At 56.8% G+C, this 18,072-nt stretch carries 20 protein-coding genes and 1 riboswitch; of the genes, 8 read left to right on the top strand and 12 right to left on the bottom strand.

Going from position 1 to position 18,072, the window contains the following annotated elements; genetic code table 11:
* Position 1 precedes the first annotated feature (1 nt).
* The 10 genes from HVX72_RS20760 to HVX72_RS20715 form a co-directional block, all read right to left on the bottom strand.
* On the bottom strand, positions 2-322 hold the full coding sequence (locus HVX72_RS20760; RefSeq protein WP_181822204.1) for a PTS lactose/cellobiose transporter subunit IIA: 321 nt from the start codon (positions 320-322) through the stop codon (positions 2-4).
* Complete coding sequence (locus tag HVX72_RS20755; RefSeq protein WP_060569353.1) at positions 322-630, bottom strand: PTS sugar transporter subunit IIB; 309 nt, start codon at positions 628-630, stop codon at positions 322-324. Before HVX72_RS20755 ends, HVX72_RS20760 begins: the two co-directional genes overlap by 1 nt.
* Before the next feature lie 183 nt (positions 631-813).
* On the bottom strand, positions 814-2,352 hold the full coding sequence (locus HVX72_RS20750) for a sensor domain-containing diguanylate cyclase (RefSeq protein ID WP_060569354.1): 1,539 nt from the start codon (positions 2,350-2,352) through the stop codon (positions 814-816).
* Between the two features lie 343 nt (positions 2,353-2,695).
* On the bottom strand, positions 2,696-3,829 hold the full coding sequence (thiH, locus tag HVX72_RS20745; protein ID WP_181822203.1) for a 2-iminoacetate synthase ThiH: 1,134 nt from the start codon (positions 3,827-3,829) through the stop codon (positions 2,696-2,698).
* Entirely contained in the window at positions 3,826-4,596 is a 771-nt protein-coding gene (thiG, locus tag HVX72_RS20740) for a thiazole synthase (protein WP_181822202.1), read from the bottom strand. The genes thiH and thiG overlap by 4 nt, the downstream gene beginning before the upstream one ends.
* Position 4,597: 1 nt before the next feature.
* Positions 4,598-4,798, bottom strand: a complete 201-nt coding sequence (thiS, locus tag HVX72_RS20735; RefSeq protein WP_181822201.1) for a sulfur carrier protein ThiS — start codon at positions 4,796-4,798, stop codon at positions 4,598-4,600.
* Entirely contained in the window at positions 4,782-5,537 is a 756-nt protein-coding gene (locus HVX72_RS20730) for a HesA/MoeB/ThiF family protein (RefSeq protein WP_181822200.1), read from the bottom strand. The genes thiS and HVX72_RS20730 overlap by 17 nt, the downstream gene beginning before the upstream one ends.
* Complete coding sequence (gene thiE / locus HVX72_RS20725) at positions 5,524-6,165, bottom strand: thiamine phosphate synthase (RefSeq protein WP_042293012.1); 642 nt, start codon at positions 6,163-6,165, stop codon at positions 5,524-5,526. The genes HVX72_RS20730 and thiE overlap by 14 nt, the downstream gene beginning before the upstream one ends.
* Positions 6,165-8,060 carry a phosphomethylpyrimidine synthase ThiC gene (thiC, locus tag HVX72_RS20720; protein WP_181822199.1) on the bottom strand — a complete coding sequence of 632 codons (1,896 nt, stop codon included), beginning with the start codon at positions 8,058-8,060 and terminating at the stop codon, positions 6,165-6,167. The genes thiE and thiC overlap by 1 nt, the downstream gene beginning before the upstream one ends.
* 89 nt (positions 8,061-8,149) lie before the next feature.
* Positions 8,150-8,301, bottom strand: a riboswitch (TPP riboswitch).
* Between the two features lie 52 nt (positions 8,302-8,353).
* A complete protein-coding gene (locus HVX72_RS20715) occupies positions 8,354-8,842 on the bottom strand; it encodes an Rsd/AlgQ family anti-sigma factor (protein ID WP_042293006.1) in 489 nt (162 codons plus the stop codon).
* A gap of 95 nt (positions 8,843-8,937) precedes the next feature.
* Here HVX72_RS20715 and nudC point away from each other — a divergent pair, with 95 nt between their 5' ends.
* From nudC to HVX72_RS20685, 6 genes are all read left to right on the top strand, one after another.
* A complete protein-coding gene (gene nudC / locus HVX72_RS20710; protein WP_060569358.1) occupies positions 8,938-9,711 on the top strand; it encodes an NAD(+) diphosphatase in 774 nt (257 codons plus the stop codon).
* A gap of 40 nt (positions 9,712-9,751) precedes the next feature.
* Positions 9,752-10,816, top strand: coding sequence for a uroporphyrinogen decarboxylase (gene hemE / locus HVX72_RS20705; protein ID WP_042293003.1), 1,065 nt, complete (start codon positions 9,752-9,754; stop codon positions 10,814-10,816).
* A gap of 9 nt (positions 10,817-10,825) precedes the next feature.
* Positions 10,826-11,497, top strand: a complete 672-nt coding sequence (gene nfi / locus HVX72_RS20700) for a deoxyribonuclease V (protein WP_042293000.1) — start codon at positions 10,826-10,828, stop codon at positions 11,495-11,497.
* 41 nt (positions 11,498-11,538) lie between these two features.
* On the top strand, positions 11,539-12,129 hold the full coding sequence (locus HVX72_RS20695) for a YjaG family protein (RefSeq protein WP_042292998.1): 591 nt from the start codon (positions 11,539-11,541) through the stop codon (positions 12,127-12,129).
* A 186-nt stretch (positions 12,130-12,315) separates the two neighbouring features.
* Positions 12,316-12,588 (top strand): nucleoid-associated protein HU-alpha, encoded by a 273-nt coding sequence (gene hupA, locus HVX72_RS20690; protein WP_001044509.1) that lies wholly within the window; start codon positions 12,316-12,318, stop codon positions 12,586-12,588.
* Between the two features lie 12 nt (positions 12,589-12,600).
* Positions 12,601-13,296 carry a DUF1481 domain-containing protein gene (locus tag HVX72_RS20685; protein WP_181823307.1) on the top strand — a complete coding sequence of 232 codons (696 nt, stop codon included), beginning with the start codon at positions 12,601-12,603 and terminating at the stop codon, positions 13,294-13,296.
* Between the two features lie 62 nt (positions 13,297-13,358).
* Here HVX72_RS20685 and zraP read toward each other — a convergent pair whose 3' ends face one another.
* A complete protein-coding gene (zraP, locus tag HVX72_RS20680) occupies positions 13,359-13,793 on the bottom strand; it encodes a zinc resistance sensor/chaperone ZraP (protein ID WP_060569365.1) in 435 nt (144 codons plus the stop codon).
* 256 nt (positions 13,794-14,049) lie between these two features.
* Here zraP and zraS point away from each other — a divergent pair, with 256 nt between their 5' ends.
* Both zraS and zraR read left to right on the top strand, forming a co-directional pair.
* Positions 14,050-15,453: a two-component system sensor histidine kinase ZraS gene (gene zraS, locus HVX72_RS20675; protein WP_181822198.1), complete on the top strand. Its 1,404-nt coding sequence runs from the start codon at positions 14,050-14,052 to the stop codon at positions 15,451-15,453.
* Positions 15,450-16,775, top strand: a complete 1,326-nt coding sequence (zraR, locus tag HVX72_RS20670) for a sigma-54-dependent response regulator transcription factor ZraR (protein ID WP_042292990.1) — start codon at positions 15,450-15,452, stop codon at positions 16,773-16,775. Before zraS ends, zraR begins: the two co-directional genes overlap by 4 nt.
* Here zraR and purD read toward each other — a convergent pair.
* Positions 16,772-18,061 carry a phosphoribosylamine--glycine ligase gene (gene purD, locus HVX72_RS20665; protein ID WP_181822197.1) on the bottom strand — a complete coding sequence of 430 codons (1,290 nt, stop codon included), beginning with the start codon at positions 18,059-18,061 and terminating at the stop codon, positions 16,772-16,774. The two genes, zraR and purD, sit on opposite strands and share 4 nt — an antisense overlap.
* Positions 18,062-18,072: the final 11 nt, after the last annotated feature.

Below are 18,072 nucleotides of genomic sequence, written 5' to 3'. Positions count from 1 at the left end.
TTTATTCGTTCGAAAGCGGTAGCCGACGATAAAGCTCAATCATATCGCCCGCCAGATCCTGGATGACCATCGCGTTCATCAGGTGATCCTGCGAGTGGACGGTAATCAGGTTAACCGGCAGCTTTCCTGTACCTTCATCGAGCCCAATAAGCTGCGTCTGGATGGTGTGCGCATGCTTCACATACTCGCGCGACTCTTCCATCGCTTTTTCGGCTTCGTCAAAATCACCTTTGCGAGCCATCTGCAACGCTGTCAGGGCAGCACTGCGCGCCGCACCCGCGTTGACCAGCAGTTCCATGATTGTCGTTTCTAAGTCTTCCATTATGACTCCAGCAGTTTGAGCGCTTTTTCCAGTACGGCATCGCCTTTCATCATGCCGTAATCCATCATGTCGATCACCGCGACCTTCTTGCCCAGCGGATCGGCCTGCGCCTGCAGTTTTGCCTGCTCGTATTTCACCTGCGGGCCCAGCAGAACAATATCCGCCGTGGCGATATTTTCCTTGAATTCGGCGACGGGCACTGCCTTGATAGTGACTTCAACGCCTTTCTTCTGAGCGGCATCTTTCATTCGTTGTACCAGCATGCTGGTGGACATCCCGGCGGCACAGCATAAAACGATGTTCTTCATAGTTGGCTCTCACGGTTCCGTTGATACTTCATCTTTAGTCCCGCTGCAGGTAGAGAACAACCGGCTCACGTTGAATGTGTGTAAAGCATCACAAAGAAACCGCACAAAAAATGAAACCGGTTACGGTTTTTCTTAATTCGAAAAAAAGCCCGTCGTGACGGGCTTTGCAGGGTGGGGCCGAAATCAGCCGTTGGTGGTGATGATGCGATTCTTGCCTTCCTGTTTCGCTTTATACAGGGCTTCATCTACCCGCATCACCAACTGTTCCTGGCTTTCCAGATTCCATTCACCCAGTCCGGCGCTGAAGGTGACATGTAACCCTTCCTCGCGCCAGGTTCGCCGGGCGATCTGTTCACGCCAGCGTTCCAGTAACGGAAGCGCATTGTTTAACTGCTCACCCGAAAACAGTACGGCAAATTCTTCACCGCCATAGCGGTACAAGGACACCGCCTCGGGTTGCAGGATCTGAATGCCTTCACGCGCGACGTTGCGTAAAACAATGTCTCCGTTCAGGTGGCCCCATGTGTCATTGATGGATTTAAAGTTATCAATATCTACCAGCGCCAGGGCAAACGGTTGGTGATCGTTCATCAGCGCGGCAATGTCGTTATCAAACGCGCGCCGGTTTTTACAGCCGGTCAGGGCGTCAATCGTCGCCTGACGCACGTAAATCAACTCGCGTTCTTTGTTGGATTCAATGGCTTTACTGAGCATCGCTTCAAGACGCGGCGCGCGGTTAACGTCGCCGGTTTTGATCGCATTGATAATGTTCATCAGTACCGTACGCGAAGCGTGACGCAAATAAAGGCCGAACAATGCAATCATGATGGCGGCGAGGGCAAAGCCCCAGGCGACAATATTGGTCTCATGGCGCGTCAGATCCAACAGCGTGGGATTCGACACCCGATAAATCACAAACCAGTCCGGATTGGTAAATGAATAGTAGTAATACCAGGTTTGGCTGTCCGGATCGTACAGGTTCCCTTCGCCGCTGGTCATCTTATTCATGATGTCTTTACTGACGTACTGCTTGAATAACGCGCCCGTATCCGGATGAAGCACCACCTGTCCGTCTCGATCGACCACGAAAAATTCTCCCTGTACAGGGGCAACCATCTGACGCAGGGTATACCCCATCGAGGTCAGATCGAGGTGAAATGCGATACTGCCTTTCAGTTTGCCCTCCGGCGAGATGATGGGTTTGTAGATCGTCACCGTCGGATTGCGGGTGAAGTGGTCAAGGTAGGGTGAGGTGTAGCGACTAAAGGTGCTGGCCTCGGCTTGATCCATAAACCACGGGCGCGTTTTGGCGTCAAAAGACCGACTGCGTTCGTTGTTCAGCACCTGCGGCGCGCGCAGATAATGACCCTCAATATCAGCCAGCGAGACGGAAGAGACGGAAGGCATCAGCGTTTGTAACTGCATCAGCGTCTTCAGGCCGTTGTCCGGGTCGAGGTTCACCGTTTCATTCAAATGATCATTGCGGGAAAAAAAGGTCGCCGCGCGGCCCAGAATATAATCATTTTCCCGCAACAGCGATTCGGTATAGTTCACCGCGAGGTTATGGGTAAAGTTACGGTTGATGTTATGGTAATCCTCAAGGAAATCATTCCGTTGAGTAAACGTAATAAAGATGGCGATCAGCACAAAGCTCAGCAAGATCCCCGTAAAGCTCACCAGTATGGGTGTGGTAAAAGAGAGTTTTCTGTTATGACGTGCCATTACTGTTACTTGTTCCAGAAGGTAAAAATCCTGAAGATAAGTGCGCCGTGAAACGCGCAAAGTGGCTTTGCATATCAGGAAAGGATGCCTGTAATTATAATCCCGACAATATGACTCGCGGTGATTTATCTTAAATATTACGCCGTCTTGTTGCCACTTTTCGCTGAAACTGGGATTTAACCTCGCCGATAGCAGTGAGGGCAGGGCGAAACGAGGAAGAAGCTTTTCGCCCTGGACAGCACTGCTGACGGACGTACCTTAAAAAAGCGGGAGGCTGACAGCAACCGCCCGTTTTCTGTTCTCCGTAGCGGCACGGAGAATAATTACCGGTTTACATTATCGTTCATGATCTTTGCGAGACGCGCCCAAGGTATGGGTCCCAGTCCTTCCACACCGGCTGTAACCCCCGGGCGCTAAGCGCGTCGGCGACAGCGGCAGGACGCCGGTTATCATGGGGGACGAACTGCTCCAGTTCAGGATGGTTGTCGGCATAGCCGCCTGGCTGCGTTTTCGAGAAGGCGCTGACGTTATTGATGGCCAGCGGAATAACGTGGTCCCGAAACCACGGCGACTCCCGCGTGGACAGCGACAGCTCAATCTCCGGCGCGAACAGACGAAAGGCGCAAATGGTCTGCACCAGTTGACGTTCATCCATGAGCGATGCTGGCGCTATACCCCCCGTGCACGGACGCAGGCGCGGGAAAGAGACAGAATACCGGCTCTGCCAGTAGTGTTGCTGCAACCAGAGCAGATGTTCAGCCATCATGTAGCAATCGACCCGCCAACTGTCCGAAAGGCCAATCAGCGCGCCAAGGCCAATTTTATCGATCCCGGCGCGCCCCAGACGATCCGGCGTTTCGAGCCGCCAGATAAAGTCCTGCTTCTTGCCCCGGAGATGGTGTTGCGCATACTGCGCCTCATGCCAGGTTTCCTGATACACCATCACGCCGTCAAGTCCCAGCGTTTTTAGTTCGGCGTACTCCGCTTCCGATAATGGCTGCACCTCCATCTGCAACGATGAAAACCGACGACGAATAGCGGGAAGGTGGCGTCGAAAATAGTCCATTCCCACCTTAGCCTGATGTTCACCGGTCACCAGCAGCAGATGCTCAAACCCCAGTTCGCGAATGGCGTCGCACTCCCGCGCAATCTCTGCCTCATCCAGCGTCTTGCGCTTGATGCGGTTGCTCATTGAAAAACCACAGTAAGTACAGTCGTTTGCACACAAATTAGAGAGATACAGCGGAACGTAAAAGCTTACCGTGTTGCCGAAGCGCTGGCGGGTAAGCTTCTGCGCCCGCTGCGCCAGCGGTTCCAGATACGCGCTGGCCGCAGGTGACAGCAACGCCATCATATCGTCACGGCTGAGTACGTGAGCGTTAAGCGCCCGTTCCACGTCAGCGGACGTTTTGCTGTTGATGCGCAGGCGAATATCATCCCAGTCCAGCTGTCGCCAGCGCTCAGTGAACGTTTTCATACTGACGCCTCCAGAAAGCCCGTCAGCGGGCTGGTGGCGCTGGCGCTGGCGCGACGAGAGCCGGGCACCGCATGGCGTGCCAGTAACCCGGCTTCGACCGCCAGGCGGAAGGCGCTCGCCATGGTGACCGGATCGTCAGCCACCGCGATGGCCGTATTAACCAGCACGGCATCCGCCCCCATTTCCAGGGCCTGCGCCGCGTGGCTGGGGATGCCAATGCCAGCGTCCACCACCACCGGAACAGTCGCCTGTTGGATGATGATCTCCAGCATCGCGCGCGTTTCCAGCCCCTGATTAGAGCCAATTGGCGCGCCTAATGGCATCACCGCCGCGCAGCCTGCTTCTTCCAGCCGTTTGCACAACACCGGGTCAGCGCCGCAGTAGGGCAATACTACGAATCCCTGTTTCACCAGCGCGTCGGCGGCTTTCACTGTTTCGATGGGGTCCGGCAGCAGCCAGCGAGCATCAGGATGGATTTCGAGCTTCAGCCAGTTTGTCCCGAGCGCTTCGCGCGCCAGCTGTGCGGCAAAAATGGCTTCTTCAGCCGTTTTCGCGCCGGAGGTGTTAGGTAACAGCGTCATACCTGCCTCGATCAGCGGCGCGAGTATCGCGTCATTTGGCTTATGCAAATCTACCCGCTTCATCGCCAGCGTTACCAACTGACTGCCTGAGGCGCGGATGGCGTCAATCATCAACTGCGGCGAGGCAAATTTCCCCGTGCCGGTAAACAGATGTGAATCAAAGGTTTTATCTGCGATACGTAACATCTCAACCCCCTGCGATAACCTGAAAAAGCAGGATCTGGTCGCCTTGCTGCACGATTTGGCGTTCCCACTGCTCGCGCGGCAGGATCTGTTGATTGAGCGCCAGCGCGGTGCCGGGCTTAAGCTGATTGAGCTGCGTCAGCAGGTCTGACACCGACAGCTCACTCGCACACTGTATTGGCTCATCATTAAACACGATTTGCATGTTGCCCTCCGCAGACCGGACAGTTGCTGGCGCGCCGTAACGCCAGGCTGCGCCACTGGCTGGTTTTGCCGTCAAACAGGCGCATTTCGCCGGTGGGCGCTTCCACACCGCTAAGCCATTTGATCGCCTCCAGCGCCTGTAATGCGCCCATCACCCCGACCACCGGGCCAACCACGCCTGCGGTACGACAGTTACGCTCTGGCTCATCGTCGTCCGGCCACAGGCAGCGGTAACAGCCCTGCGTCCAGGGCGGCGTCAGTACCATGAGCTGTCCGCCGAACCCAACGGCGCTGGCGGTAATCAGCGGCGTATCAAGCACCACGCAGGCAGCGTTAATCGCCTGACGCGTCGCCATATTATCGGTGCAGTCGAGCACCACATCCGCCTGCGCCACCGCCTGCCTGAGGGCGTCACCGGACAGGCGTTGCGGTAACGCGATCAACTCGATATCCGGATTGAGACGCGCCAGACGCTGCCGCGCGATCTGCGATTTGGGGTGCGCGATATCATCAGCAGTGAACAGTATTTGACGTTGCAGGTTGCTGATGTGCACCTCGTCGTCGTCGGCCAGCACCAGCGTGCCGATGCCTGCGCCAGCCAGATAAAGCGCGGCAGGCGAACCTAAACCGCCCAGGCCGACAATCAGCACATGGCTGTCGAGTAGCCTTTGCTGTCCTTCTACGGCAATCTCGCCAAGCAGAATTTGACGGCTGTAGCGCATAAAATCACGATCGTTCATCACCCACTCCTGCTAATTCGAGTAACTGCGCGGTAGCGACGCGCCAGTCTTCGGCCTGAGTGATCGCACTGACCACCGCAATGCTACCGACACCGGTTTCCAGCACGGCAGGGGCGCGTTCAAGGCTGATCCCGCCGATGGCGACGGTGGGATAATCGGCAAGGCGCTTAATGTGCGCCGTCAACTGCGTCAACCCCTGCGGCGCCGAAGGCATCTGTTTGGTTTGCGTCGGGAAAACGTGGCCGAGGGCGATATAGGAGGGGCGAGCGGCGAGCGCCACGTCGATCTCCATATCGTCATGAGTGGAAACGCCAAGTCGCAAGCCGGCTTCGCGGATGGCATGCAAATCGGTGGTTTCCAGATCTTCCTGGCCCAGATGTACGCCGTAGGCATTGTGCTTGATCGCCAGCCGCCAGTAGTCGTTGATAAACAGGCGGGCATCGTAGCGACGCCCGAGCGCAATGGCGGCGGCCACGTCAGCCTCTACCTCTTCATCGCGTTTATCCTTGATGCGTAGCTGGAGGGTACGTACGCCCGCCTCCAGCAGGCGTTCGATCCACGCGACGCTGTCGACAACCGGATACAGCCCCAGACGAAAAGGGACGGAAGGAAAATCGGGCTGATACATCACGCTTCCTCCTTACGCAGATAAATTTCGCCGCCCCTGGCGCGGAAATTCTCCGACATATCCGCCATCCCCACTTCAATGGTCTGCGCGGCGGCGTAGTCACGCACTTCCTGGCTGATTTTCATCGAGCAGAATTTGGGCCCGCACATGGAGCAGAAGTGGGCTACTTTTCCTGATTCCTGCGGCAGGGTTTCGTCGTGATAGGCGCGAGCGGTAAACGGGTCCAGCGCCAGGTTGAACTGGTCTTCCCAGCGGAATTCAAAGCGCGCTTTCGACATCGCGTTGTCGCGGATCTGCGCGCCTGGGTGGCCTTTCGCCAGATCCGCGGCGTGGGCGGCAATTTTGTAGGTGATCAGCCCCTGTTTCACGTCCTCTTTGTTTGGCAAACCGAGGTGTTCTTTCGGCGTCACATAGCAGAGCATGGCGCAGCCAAACCAGCCGATCATCGCCGCGCCAATGCCGGAGGTAAAGTGGTCATATCCCGGTGCAATATCCGTAGTTAACGGCCCCAGGGTGTAGAACGGCGCTTCGTGGCAGTGTTCCAGCTCCTCGGTCATGTTGCGGCGGATCATCTGCATCGGCACATGTCCAGGCCCCTCGATCATCACCTGTACGTCGTATTTCCAGGCGATTTTTGTCAGCTCGCCCAGGGTGTGCAGTTCAGCGAATTGCGCTTCGTCGTTGGCATCCTGAATGGAACCGGGGCGCAGGCCGTCTCCCAGCGAGAGCGAAACGTCGTAAGCGGCGCAGATTTCGCAGATCTCGCGGAAATGCGTATAGAGGAAGTTTTCCTGATGATGGGACAAACACCACTTCGCCATGATCGACCCACCGCGCGAGACGATGCCGGTCAGGCGTTTCGCCGTCATTGGCACGTAACGCAGCAACACGCCGGCGTGAATAGTGAAGTAGTCCACGCCCTGTTCCGCCTGTTCCAGCAATGTGTCGCGAAAGGCTTCCCAGGTGAGATCTTCAGCGATCCCATTAACTTTCTCCAGCGCCTGATAGATCGGGACAGTGCCGATCGGCACCGGGCTGTTACGCAGGATCCATTCGCGGGTTTCGTGAATATAGCGGCCGGTGGAGAGGTCCATGACCGTGTCTGCGCCCCAGCGGGTTGACCATACCAGCTTTTCCACCTCTTCTTCGATGGAGGAAGTAACCGCCGAGTTGCCGATGTTAGCGTTGACCTTCACCAGGAAATTACGGCCAATGATCATTGGCTCGGATTCCGGGTGGTTGATGTTGGCGGGAATAATCGCGCGGCCCGCAGCCACTTCGTCACGCACAAACTCCGGCGTGATGTTCTCCGGCAGGCGTGCGCCAAAGCCCTCGCCCGGATGCTGATGGCGCAGGACTTCGCTGCGGATGCGCTCGCGACCCATGTTTTCACGAATGGCGATAAATTCCATCTCTGGCGTGACGATCCCCTGGCGGGCGTAATGTAGCTGTGTGACACGGCGACCCGCTTTGGCGCGTTTTGGCGTCAGCAGGTCGGTAAAGCGCAGCGCATCCAGACCGTCGTCGGCCAGGCGAGCTTTGGTATAGGCAGAGCTGCGATCGCTGAGCGCTTCACTGTCGTCACGCGCGTCAATCCACGGTTGGCGCAGTTTCGTCAGACCCTGCTGCACGTTGATGGCAATTTCCGGGTCGCCATAGGGGCCGGAGGTATCGTACACCGGTACGGCTTCATTAGCTTCGAACTGAGGAGCCTCTTTGCTGCCGCCGATAAGCGTCGGGCTAAGCTGGATCTCCCGCATCGGGACGCGGATATCCGGCTGTGAACCGGTAATGTAGATCCGCTTCGAATTGGGGAAAGCGGTGCCTTCCAGCGTATCAATAAAATGCTGGGCCTGGGCGCGCTGTTCGCGACGGGTTAACTGAGTGGTAGACATAGCTCATTCCATAAAAAAATTAAGGACGTGGCTTGTCAGACGACGGATGGAGTAATGGATGTGCGCCGCCCTTGCGGGCAGGTGCATGATGCAGAATTACTCTTGTTCCCTTCGCAGGTCTTAACCTGATCAGGTTCCGCGGATCCCGAATTAACGGTCTCAGCCTTTTCCACTTCATTCTTTGCGTTACCTTCTGGCATCGCGGATACGTTGTGGAAATCAGGCACTCCGACAAGATGACATCCCCTCCGGAGAGGGGGACGTTTTTAACCTACTCGTTAATTGCGCAGAACTCAAGCAGGTCGTTTAATTCTGGCGTGGTCATGCATGGCGTCAAATACCAGCATAATCAGCTTATCTTCGAGAACAAAGCGTGCTTCCAGCGCTTCGCCGATATCCGACAGCGCCTGTTGAAATTCATAGCAATTGTCATGATCGATGGCGGTCTCGAGAGTGGAATCATAGTAGTTCATGATCTGCTGGGTATTGGCTTCCAGCTGTGGCCAGATTTTGGTCGCGTTTAAAAGCTGACCGTTCCCTTCCAATTTATGCAGAATACGTTCATAAATACTGAAGTGTCCGGCGGAAAGGTAATCGACCAGGCTCTGACAAAAATCATCCAGCGCTTTTTCATTCAACCGCATGTACGATTCTTTGCCAGGCTTAATGCCAACCAGATTGTAGTAAGCCACGAGCAGATGCTTACGTACATGTAGCCAGCGATCAACCAGTTTATTACTTCCACCGACGCGTTCCGTCAGGTTTTCCAGCTGGTTTAACATGATTGACTCCGCAAGTGTAGAGTTAAAACTGCTTACCCAGAAATGTAAAAATAATGTTATCAACATGCCAGTGACGCAAAGGTAGTGCAAGAGCTATGGATCGTATTATTGAAAAATGGGATCACGGCTGGTGGATCGTCAGTCATGAACAAAAATTATGGTTGCCCCATGGGGAATTGCCACACGGCGACGCGGCAAATTTCGATCTTGTGGGACAGCGCGCATTACACATTGGCGAATGGGAAGGTGAGCCTGTCTGGTTGATACAGCAGCAGCGTCGTCACGATATGGGGTCAGTCCGCCAGGTTATCGATCAGGATGTCGGCTTGTTTCAACTGGCGGGGCGGGGCGTGCAGCTGGCGGAGTTCTTCCGCTCGCACAAATTCTGCGGCTACTGCGGTCACCCTATGCACCCGAGTAAAACCGAATGGGCAATGCTGTGTCGCCACTGCCGTGAACGCTACTATCCACAAATCGCCCCCTGTATTATTGTCGCCATTCGTCGTGATGACACCCTTCTGCTCGCCCAACATACCCGCCATCGCAATGGCATTCATACCGTGCTCGCCGGGTTCGTGGAGGTGGGCGAAACGCTGGAACAGGCTGTCGCGCGCGAAGTGATGGAAGAGAGCGGGATTACCGTGAAAAATCTGCGCTACGTGACCTCGCAGCCGTGGCCGTTCCCGATGTCGTTGATGACCGCGTTTATGGCGGAATACGACAGCGGCGAGATTGTCATCGATCCAAAAGAGTTGCTGGAAGCGGACTGGTATCGCTACGACGATTTACCGCTTTTGCCGCCGCCAGGCACCGTCGCGCGGCGTCTGATCGAAGATACGGTGGCAATATGTCGGGCTGAATATGAATGACATGGTAAACTGACGGACTGACGCAATAAGGAACTGCAAAATGACCGAACTGAAAAACGATCGTTATCTGCGTGCGCTGCTGCGCCAGCCCGTTGATGTCACCCCGGTATGGATGATGCGCCAGGCTGGCCGTTATTTACCGGAGTATAAAGCGACCCGCGCCCAGGCAGGCGATTTTATGTCCCTGTGCAAAAACGCCGAGCTGGCCTGCGAAGTCACGCTCCAGCCGCTGCGCCGTTATCCGCTGGATGCGGCGATCCTCTTTTCGGACATTCTGACCATTCCGGATGCGATGGGGCTGGGCCTTTACTTTGAAGCCGGAGAAGGCCCACGTTTTACTTCGCCGGTCGCCTGTAAGGCTGACGTCGACAAACTCCCCATTCCCGATCCGGAAGACGAGCTGGGCTACGTGATGAACGCCGTGCGTACGATTCGCCGTGAACTGAAAGGCGAGGTCCCGCTCATCGGCTTCTCCGGTAGCCCGTGGACGCTGGCGACCTACATGGTGGAAGGCGGCAGCAGCAAGGCTTTCACCGTGATCAAGAAGATGATGTACGCCGACCCGCATACCCTGCACGCGCTGCTCGATAAGCTGGCGAAAAGCGTCACGCTGTATCTCAACGCGCAAATCAAAGCGGGCGCCCAGTCGGTGATGATTTTCGATACCTGGGGCGGCGTGCTGACCGGACGCGACTATCAGCAGTTCTCACTGTACTACATGCACAAAATTGTCGATGGCCTGCTGCGCGAAAATGACGGTCGCCGCGTGCCGGTCACACTATTCACCAAAGGCGGCGGACAGTGGCTGGAAGCGATGGCGGAAACCGGCTGTGACGCGCTGGGACTGGACTGGACCACCGATATTGCCGACGCGCGTCGCCGCGTCGGGCATAAGGTCGCCCTGCAAGGCAACATGGACCCGTCGATGCTTTATGCGCCGCCTGCCCGCATCGAAGAGGAAGTGGCGTCTATACTTTCTGGTTTCGGCCAGGGCGAAGGCCACGTCTTTAACCTCGGCCACGGCATCCATCAGGATGTGCCGCCGGAACACGCTGGCGCATTTGTGGAGGCCGTACACCGACTGTCCGCGCAATACCACCGCTAAGGAGAAACCATGGATCTCGCGTCGCTACGCGCTCAACAACTTGACCTTGCTTCATCCGTGATCCGCGAGGATCGGCTCGATAACGATCCGCCGGATCTGATCGCCGGGGCAGACGTCGGGTTTGAGCAGGGGGGAGAGGTGACGCGAGCAGCAATGGTTTTGCTGAAATACCCTTCTCTTGAGCTGGTCGAATACAAGGTGGCGCGTATCGCCACCACCATGCCTTATATCCCCGGCTTCCTCTCGTTTCGTGAATACCCCGCGCTGCTCGCGGCGTGGGAACAACTGTCGCAAAAACCCGACCTGCTGTTTGTCGACGGTCACGGTGTTTCACACCCGCGCCGTCTCGGCGTCGCCAGCCATTTTGGGCTGCTGGTGGACGTGCCCACTATTGGCGTGGCGAAAAAACGCCTGTGCGGCAAGTTTGAACCGCTCTCCGCGGAGCCTGGCGCACTGGCGCCGCTGATGGACAAAGGCGAGCAGCTGGCCTGGGTGTGGCGCAGCAAGGCGCGGTGTAATCCGCTGTTTATCGCGACAGGGCATCGCGTCGGGCTGGACAGCGCGCTGGCGTGGGTGCAACGCTGCATGAAAGGCTATCGTCTGCCGGAGCCGACTCGCTGGGCGGATGCCGTTGCGTCAGGGCGTCCGGCCTTCACGCGATGGCAGGAAATTCAGCCCTGATTAATGTACACTGCGGCTAATTTCCGTTTTGAGAATTCATCATGTTACAAAACCCGATTCATCTGCGTCTGGAACGCCTGGAAAGCTGGCAGCACGTTACGTTTATGGCCTGCCTGTGCGAGCGCATGTATCCGAACTACGCCATGTTCTGCAAACAGACGGACTTTGGCGACGGTCAGGTGTATCGCCGTATCCTCGACCTCATCTGGGAAACGCTGACGGTGAAAGACGCGAAAGTGAATTTCGACAGCCAACTGGAGAAATTCGAAGAGGCGATTCCGGTCGCGGACGACTATGACCTGTATGGCGTTTATCCGGCGATAGACGCCTGTGTGGCGTTGAGCGAACTGGTACATTCTCGTTTGAGCGGAGAAACGCTTGAGCATGCCATTGAAGTCAGTAAGACATCCATTACCACGGTAGCGATGCTGGAAATGACTCAGGCGGGTCGCGAAATGACCGATGAGGAGCTGAAAGAGAACCCTGCGGTTGAGCAGGAATGGGATATTCAGTGGGAAATATTCCGACTTTTAGCCGACTGCGAAGAACGCGACATTGAACTGATAAAAGGGCTCAGAGCAGACCTGCGTGAGGCTGGCGAGAGCAATATCGGTATAAATTTTCAGCAATAAGACACGAAAACGTGATTTAACGTCTGAATTGTCGTGCCTGAAGGCTTCCCTTCCGCCCCCCGTCTGGTCTACATTTGGAGGGCGAAAAAAAGTGGCTATCGGTGCGTGTATGCAGGAGAGTGCTTTTCTGGCATTTCCGTCGCACTCGATGCTTAGCAAGCGATAAACACATTGTAAGGATAACTTATGAACAAGACTCAACTGATTGATGTAATTGCAGACAAAGCAGAACTGTCCAAAACCCAGGCTAAAGCTGCTCTGGAATCTACTCTGGCTGCCATTACTGAGTCTCTGAAAGAAGGCGATGCTGTACAACTGGTTGGTTTCGGTACCTTCAAAGTGAACCACCGTGCTGAGCGCACTGGCCGCAACCCGCAGACCGGTAAAGAAATCAAAATCGCCGCTGCTAACGTACCGGCATTTGTTTCTGGTAAGGCACTGAAAGACGCTGTTAAGTAAGACCGCGTGGCTGTGAACAGTTTTAACGAAGGGGCGGTGTCGCCCCTTTTGTCTGTCTGGCGTCGTACGCTGGCGCTGGCGGGCGTGCTGTTGCTGACGGCCTGCAGTCATAACGCTTCTCCACCGCCCTTTACCGCCAGCGGATTCGCTGACGATCAGGGGGCCGTGCGTATCTGGCGTAAAGATGAAGCGGACGGCGTGCATCTGCTTTCGGTGTTTAGCCCGTGGCGTAACGGCAGTACTACCACCAGCGAGTACCGCTGGCAGGGAGAAACCCTCTCTCTGATTGAACTCAATATTTACAGCAAACCGCCGGAGCATATCCGCGTGCGGTTTGACGATCGCGGTGAGCTGAGCTTTATGCAGCGTGAAGTCGACGGACATAAGCAGCAGCTTTCTAACGATCAAATCGCCTTATACCGCTATCGCGCGGGGCAGATTCGCCTGACCAGCGACGCACTGCGCCTGGGGCGTGTGGTGTTGCGACAGGGACGCTGGCATGCCGCTGAGCGTACGGTGACCACCTGTGAAGGCGAAACACTGAAACCCGATCTGGAGCCATGGGCAATGAATCATATCGAGCGCCGCCAGCGCCACTCGTCAATGGACGTAAGCGTGGCGTGGCTGGAAGCGCCCGAAGGGTCACAGCTGTTGCTGGTGGCAAACTCTGACTTCTGTCGCTGGCAGCCGACCGAGAAGACGTTCTGACGCAAGTCGGCGTGCGCTTTCAGAGCCGGATAAGTCAATGCCGCCATCCGGCCTTGTACGCTTTACCAGTGCCCCATCCCCATATGACCGCCACGTCCTCCGCAGCCGCCGTAGCCCATACCCGCGCCCTGCGGTACGCCTGCTTCCGCCATCTCCACATCGCGTTTCACCCGCAGATCGTCCAGCGACTGGCGTAACGACGTCATCTCTTTCGCGACGGCGTTGATCTTTGCGCTGTCCGGGGGATTGGTGGAGAGCAGCGCGTTGTACTCATAACGTTTAGACATAAGCTGCTGGCGCAGTGTGTTGGCCTGGTTGTAGTACGTATTATGGATTTTTTGTGCGGCGGCTTGCTGTTCCGCAGTGAGCGGAGCGGCGTTTTGCTGCCACATTCCGTCGCCATAACCCCAGTGATGCCGTGCCAGCGCCGGGCTGGCGCCCAAAACCATCAGCGAAAGCGCAATCATCGCCAGGCCTGCTTTGTTATTCCGTTTCATCATTTATCCTCCTGTTGGTCATCTCACTCACCTTATTGCATCTTCCGTGCCAGCTGACTGAGCCCCGGAAATGGCGGCCTGAGTCAGCGCGCTCACGAAAAAGCGAGTAAAAATGACCCGCCGGAATAACCCCGCGCGTCATTTTTACTCGTTTCGGGCCGGGGTTGAGTGCCTGAACAGGGATATGCGCGGTAAAAAGTGGCATGATTTCTGCTGAATCGGGAGAGATTAATAACGGGTGAAAGCGAAGGGGATTATGCGACACCACAAGGATACGGTTACGAAATGGCTCAGCGGCATACTGCCCGTCGCCATTCTGATTCTGGTCGGGCTATTCGCCGCCGCGGTGATCCGTGATTATGGCCGGGAAAGTGACTCTGCACGTCAGACGCTACTGGAAAAAGGCGGCGTGCTGATTCGCGCGCTGGAGTCGGGCACGCGCGTCGGGATGGGGATGCGCATGCATCACGCCCAGCAGCAGACCCTGTTGGAAGAGATGGCGGGGCAGCCTGGCGTGCTTTGGTTTGCGGTCACGGACGCGCAGGGAAATATCCTGATGCACAGCGATCCTGCGCGGGTGGGCGGAACCCTTTACGCGGCAGATGAGATACAGCGTTTGCAACCCGGTGAGGACGCGCGCTGGCGTTCTGTTGACGCCGTGGATGAACAGGGGGAAACCGTTCCCGCACTGGAGATTTACCGCCAGTTCCAGCCACTACATTCGCCGGGTCGACACGGCATGGGCGCCATGCCGCGTTGCGAGGGGCGCAATGCCGGAATATCTTCCACGCCGCAGACGATTTTCATCGCCTTTGACGCCAGTGAGTTAGCCACCACCCAGGCGCGTGAGTGGCGCAATATGCTGATCATGCTTTTCGCCTTAACGACAGTGCTGTTGGCGACGTTATTGGCCTTTTTCTGGTACCGGCGATATCTCCGTTCGCGACAACTGCTTCAGGACGAAATGAACCGGCAGGAAAAACTGCTGGCGCTTGGGCATCTGGCGGCGGGGGTGGCGCATGAAATCCGCAATCCGCTGTCATCCATTAAAGGGCTGGCGCGGTATTTCGCCGAGCGCGCCCCGGCGGGCGGTGAAGCGCACGCGCTGGCGCAGGTGATGGCGAAAGAGGCCGACCGGTTAAACCGGGTCGTCAGCGAGCTACTTGAGCTGGTGAAGCCCGCTCATTTGACGCTCCAGCCGGTAGATCTCAATACGGTCATTACCCATTCGCTGCAGTTGGTGAGCCAGGACGCGCAGAGTCGGGCGATTGAATTGCGGTTTACGCCCAATGCGGCCCTGCCGCTTATCCAGGCCGATCCGGACAGGTTGACGCAGGTGTTGTTAAACCTTTACCTGAACGCGATACACGCCATCGACAGGCAAGGTACGATTAACGTCGATATAAGCATGAGCGGTGCCGATCGCGTTAAGATTGTCGTTGCAGACAGCGGGAAGGGGATTGCGCCGGAACAGCTGGAGACGATTTTTACCCCTTACTACACCACAAAAGCCGAAGGCACCGGGCTGGGCCTGGCGGTAGTGCAAAACATCATTGAACAGCATGGTGGGACGATCAAGGCAGAAAGCCCGGCGGGCAAAGGCGCTATCTTTACCCTCTGGCTGCCGGTAAAAGCAAAACAGAAGGAAGTACAAGGATGACGGGCGAAACGATCGACATTCTGGTGGTAGATGATGATGTCAGCCACTGCACGATATTACAGGCGCTGCTTCGCGGCTGGGGCTATAACGTCGCGCTGGCATACAGCGGGCGGGCGGCGCTGGAGAAGATACGCGAGCATGTCTTTGACCTGGTATTGTGCGATGTGCGCATGGCGGAACTGGATGGTATTGAGACGCTCAAAGAGATTAAAGCGCTTAACCCGGCAATTCCGGTACTGATCATGACGGCGTTTTCCAGCGTCGAGACGGCGGTGGAAGCGTTAAAAACCGGGGCGCTGGATTACCTGATCAAACCGCTGGATTTTGACCGCCTACAGGAGACGTTGGAGAAATCGCTGGCCCATGCGCAGGAGGCGCCGGGCGATCTGCCGTCCGTTTCCGCCAGCCAGTTCGGTATGGTGGGAAAAAGCCCGGCAATGCAGCAGCTGTTGAGCGAAATCGCAATGGTTGCCCCATCCGACGCGACGGTGCTGATTCATGGTGACTCCGGTACCGGCAAAGAGCTGGTCGCGCGCGCGCTCCATGCCAGCAGCGCGCGCAGCGACAAGCCGCTGGTCACGCTGAACTGTGCGGCGCTCAATGAGTCCCTGCTGGAATCCGAACTGTTCGGGCATGAGAAGGGGGCGTTTACCGGCGCCGACAAGCGTCGCGAGGGCCGCTTTGTCGAAGCCGACGGCGGTACGCTGTTTCTGGATGAGATCGGCGATATCTCGCCCATGATGCAGGTGCGTCTGCTGCGGGCAATCCAGGAGCGTGAAGTGCAGCGGGTAGGCAGCAACCAGACGCTCACGGTTGACGTACGTCTGATCGCCGCCACCCATCGGGATCTGGCGCAGGAAGTCAGCGCCGGGCGCTTTCGTCAGGATCTCTACTACCGGCTGAACGTGGTAACCATCGAAATGCCGTCCCTGCGTCAGCGTCGGGAAGACATTCCGCTGTTAGCCGAACATTTTCTTCAGCGTTTTGCGGCACGTAACCGCAAAGCGGTGAAAGGCTTTACGCCACAGGCGATGGATCTGCTGATTCATTACGCCTGGCCGGGGAATATCCGCGAACTGGAAAACGCCATTGAGCGTGCCGTGGTGTTGCTGACGGGAGAGTACATTTCAGAACGTGAATTGCCGCTGACAATTGCGGGACAGCCGATCCCGCTTGTGCAGGAGCAAACCATTCAGCCGCTGGTGGAGGTTGAAAAAGAGGTGATTCTGGCGGCGCTTGAAAAAACGGGCGGCAACAAAACGGAAGCCGCCCGTCAGTTAGGGATTACGCGTAAAACGCTGCTTGCAAAACTGTCGCGTTAGTTTTGCTCGCGTTCAATGGCGCGCCAGCCGATGTCGTGACGGCAGAAGCAGTCGTCCCAGCGGATGTCGGTCATTAAGGCATACGCCCGTTTCTGGGCTTCGGCAACAGTGTCACCGAGTGCGGTGACGCACAGAACGCGACCACCGCTGGTGACGACCTGCTCGTCATCAGCCAGTTTTGTACCGGCGTGGAAGACTTTACCGTCCGCCACGTCTTCCAGCGGCAGGCCGTGGATCACATCGCCGTTGCGGTAGTCACCCGGGTATCCGCCCGCGGCCATCACCACGCCCAGTGAAGCGCGCTTATCCCATTCGGATTTTTGTGCGTCCAGTTTGCCTTCGCAGGCCGCCAGACACAGTTCAACCAGATCGGACTTCATGCGCAGCATGATAGGCTGGGTTTCCGGATCGCCAAAGCGGCAGTTGAATTCAATGACCTTCGGGTTACCCTGCTTGTCGATCATCAGCCCCGCATACAAGAAACCGGTATACGTATTGCCTTCCGCCGCCATCCCTTTTACGGTTGGCCAGATAATGCGTTCCATGGTGCGCTGATGAACGTCGTCGGTAACCACTGGCGCGGGCGAGTAGGCACCCATTCCGCCAGTGTTCAGGCCGGTATCGCCATCGCCCACGCGCTTATGATCCTGACTGGTTGCCATCGGCAGTACATGCTCGCCGTCCACCATCACGATAAAGCTGGCTTCTTCCCCGTCGAGAAATTCCTCGATCACTATGCGGTGACCCGCGTCGCCAAAAGCGTTGCCTGCCAGCATATCCTGAACCGCGGCTTCCGCCTCTTCGAGCGTCATCGCGACAATCACGCCTTTCCCGGCGGCCAGACCGTCGGCCTTGATGACAATTGGCGCGCCTTTTTCACGTAAGTAAGCCAGAGCAGGCTCCACGTCGGTGAAGTTCTGGTATTCCGCCGTCGGGATGTGATGACGAGCGAGAAAATCTTTGGTGAAGGCTTTGGAGCCTTCGAGCTGCGCGGCGCCTTCGGTTGGCCCGAAGATTTTCAGACCCGCGGCGCGGAAGCTATCCACCACCCCCATCACTAACGGCGCTTCCGGCCCGACGATGGTGAGATCGATCTTCTCGCTTTGGGCGAAATTCAGCAGCGCCGGAATATCGGTAGCGCTGATTGCCACATTCTGCAGCGTGGGTTCCAGCGCGGTACCGGCGTTACCCGGCGCAACATAGACGGTTTCGACTTTTGGCGACTGAGCGGCTTTCCACGCCAGCGCGTGCTCGCGCCCGCCGTTGCCAATCACTAATACTTTCATCTGTTGCTCCA

Source organism: Citrobacter sp. RHB21-C05 (assembly GCF_013889015.1).
GTDB classification, from domain to species: Bacteria; Pseudomonadota; Gammaproteobacteria; order Enterobacterales; family Enterobacteriaceae; genus Citrobacter_A; species Citrobacter_A sedlakii.
Note: the sequence above shows the minus strand (reverse complement) of the source record. Positions and strands in the feature narration are given on the sequence as shown.

Bases quoted from the DNA above. Each gene is read 5' to 3' on its own strand.
- nudC (WP_060569358.1), top strand. From the start codon at position 8,938: ATGGATCGTATTATTGAAAAATGGGATCACGGCTGGTGGATCGTCAGT.
- thiG (WP_181822202.1), bottom strand. From the start codon at position 4,596: ATGTTACGTATCGCAGATAAAACCTTTGATTCACATCTGTTTACCGGC.
- nfi (WP_042293000.1), top strand. From the start codon at position 10,826: ATGGATCTCGCGTCGCTACGCGCTCAACAACTTGACCTTGCTTCATCC.
- zraS (WP_181822198.1), top strand. From the start codon at position 14,050: ATGCGACACCACAAGGATACGGTTACGAAATGGCTCAGCGGCATACTG.
- thiS (WP_181822201.1), bottom strand. From the start codon at position 4,798: ATGCAAATCGTGTTTAATGATGAGCCAATACAGTGTGCGAGTGAGCTG.
- HVX72_RS20760 (WP_181822204.1), bottom strand. From the start codon at position 322: ATGGAAGACTTAGAAACGACAATCATGGAACTGCTGGTCAACGCGGGT.
- thiE (WP_042293012.1), bottom strand. From the start codon at position 6,165: ATGTATCAGCCCGATTTTCCTTCCGTCCCTTTTCGTCTGGGGCTGTAT.
- zraR (WP_042292990.1), top strand. From the start codon at position 15,450: ATGACGGGCGAAACGATCGACATTCTGGTGGTAGATGATGATGTCAGC.
- HVX72_RS20695 (WP_042292998.1), top strand. From the start codon at position 11,539: ATGTTACAAAACCCGATTCATCTGCGTCTGGAACGCCTGGAAAGCTGG.
- hemE (WP_042293003.1), top strand. From the start codon at position 9,752: ATGACCGAACTGAAAAACGATCGTTATCTGCGTGCGCTGCTGCGCCAG.
- HVX72_RS20730 (WP_181822200.1), bottom strand. From the start codon at position 5,537: ATGAACGATCGTGATTTTATGCGCTACAGCCGTCAAATTCTGCTTGGC.
- HVX72_RS20755 (WP_060569353.1), bottom strand. From the start codon at position 630: ATGAAGAACATCGTTTTATGCTGTGCCGCCGGGATGTCCACCAGCATG.
- HVX72_RS20750 (WP_060569354.1), bottom strand. From the start codon at position 2,352: ATGGCACGTCATAACAGAAAACTCTCTTTTACCACACCCATACTGGTG.
- HVX72_RS20715 (WP_042293006.1), bottom strand. From the start codon at position 8,842: ATGTTAAACCAGCTGGAAAACCTGACGGAACGCGTCGGTGGAAGTAAT.
- hupA (WP_001044509.1), top strand. From the start codon at position 12,316: ATGAACAAGACTCAACTGATTGATGTAATTGCAGACAAAGCAGAACTG.
- thiC (WP_181822199.1), bottom strand. From the start codon at position 8,060: ATGTCTACCACTCAGTTAACCCGTCGCGAACAGCGCGCCCAGGCCCAG.
- purD (WP_181822197.1), bottom strand. From the start codon at position 18,061: ATGAAAGTATTAGTGATTGGCAACGGCGGGCGCGAGCACGCGCTGGCG.
- zraP (WP_060569365.1), bottom strand. From the start codon at position 13,793: ATGAAACGGAATAACAAAGCAGGCCTGGCGATGATTGCGCTTTCGCTG.
- thiH (WP_181822203.1), bottom strand. From the start codon at position 3,829: ATGAAAACGTTCACTGAGCGCTGGCGACAGCTGGACTGGGATGATATT.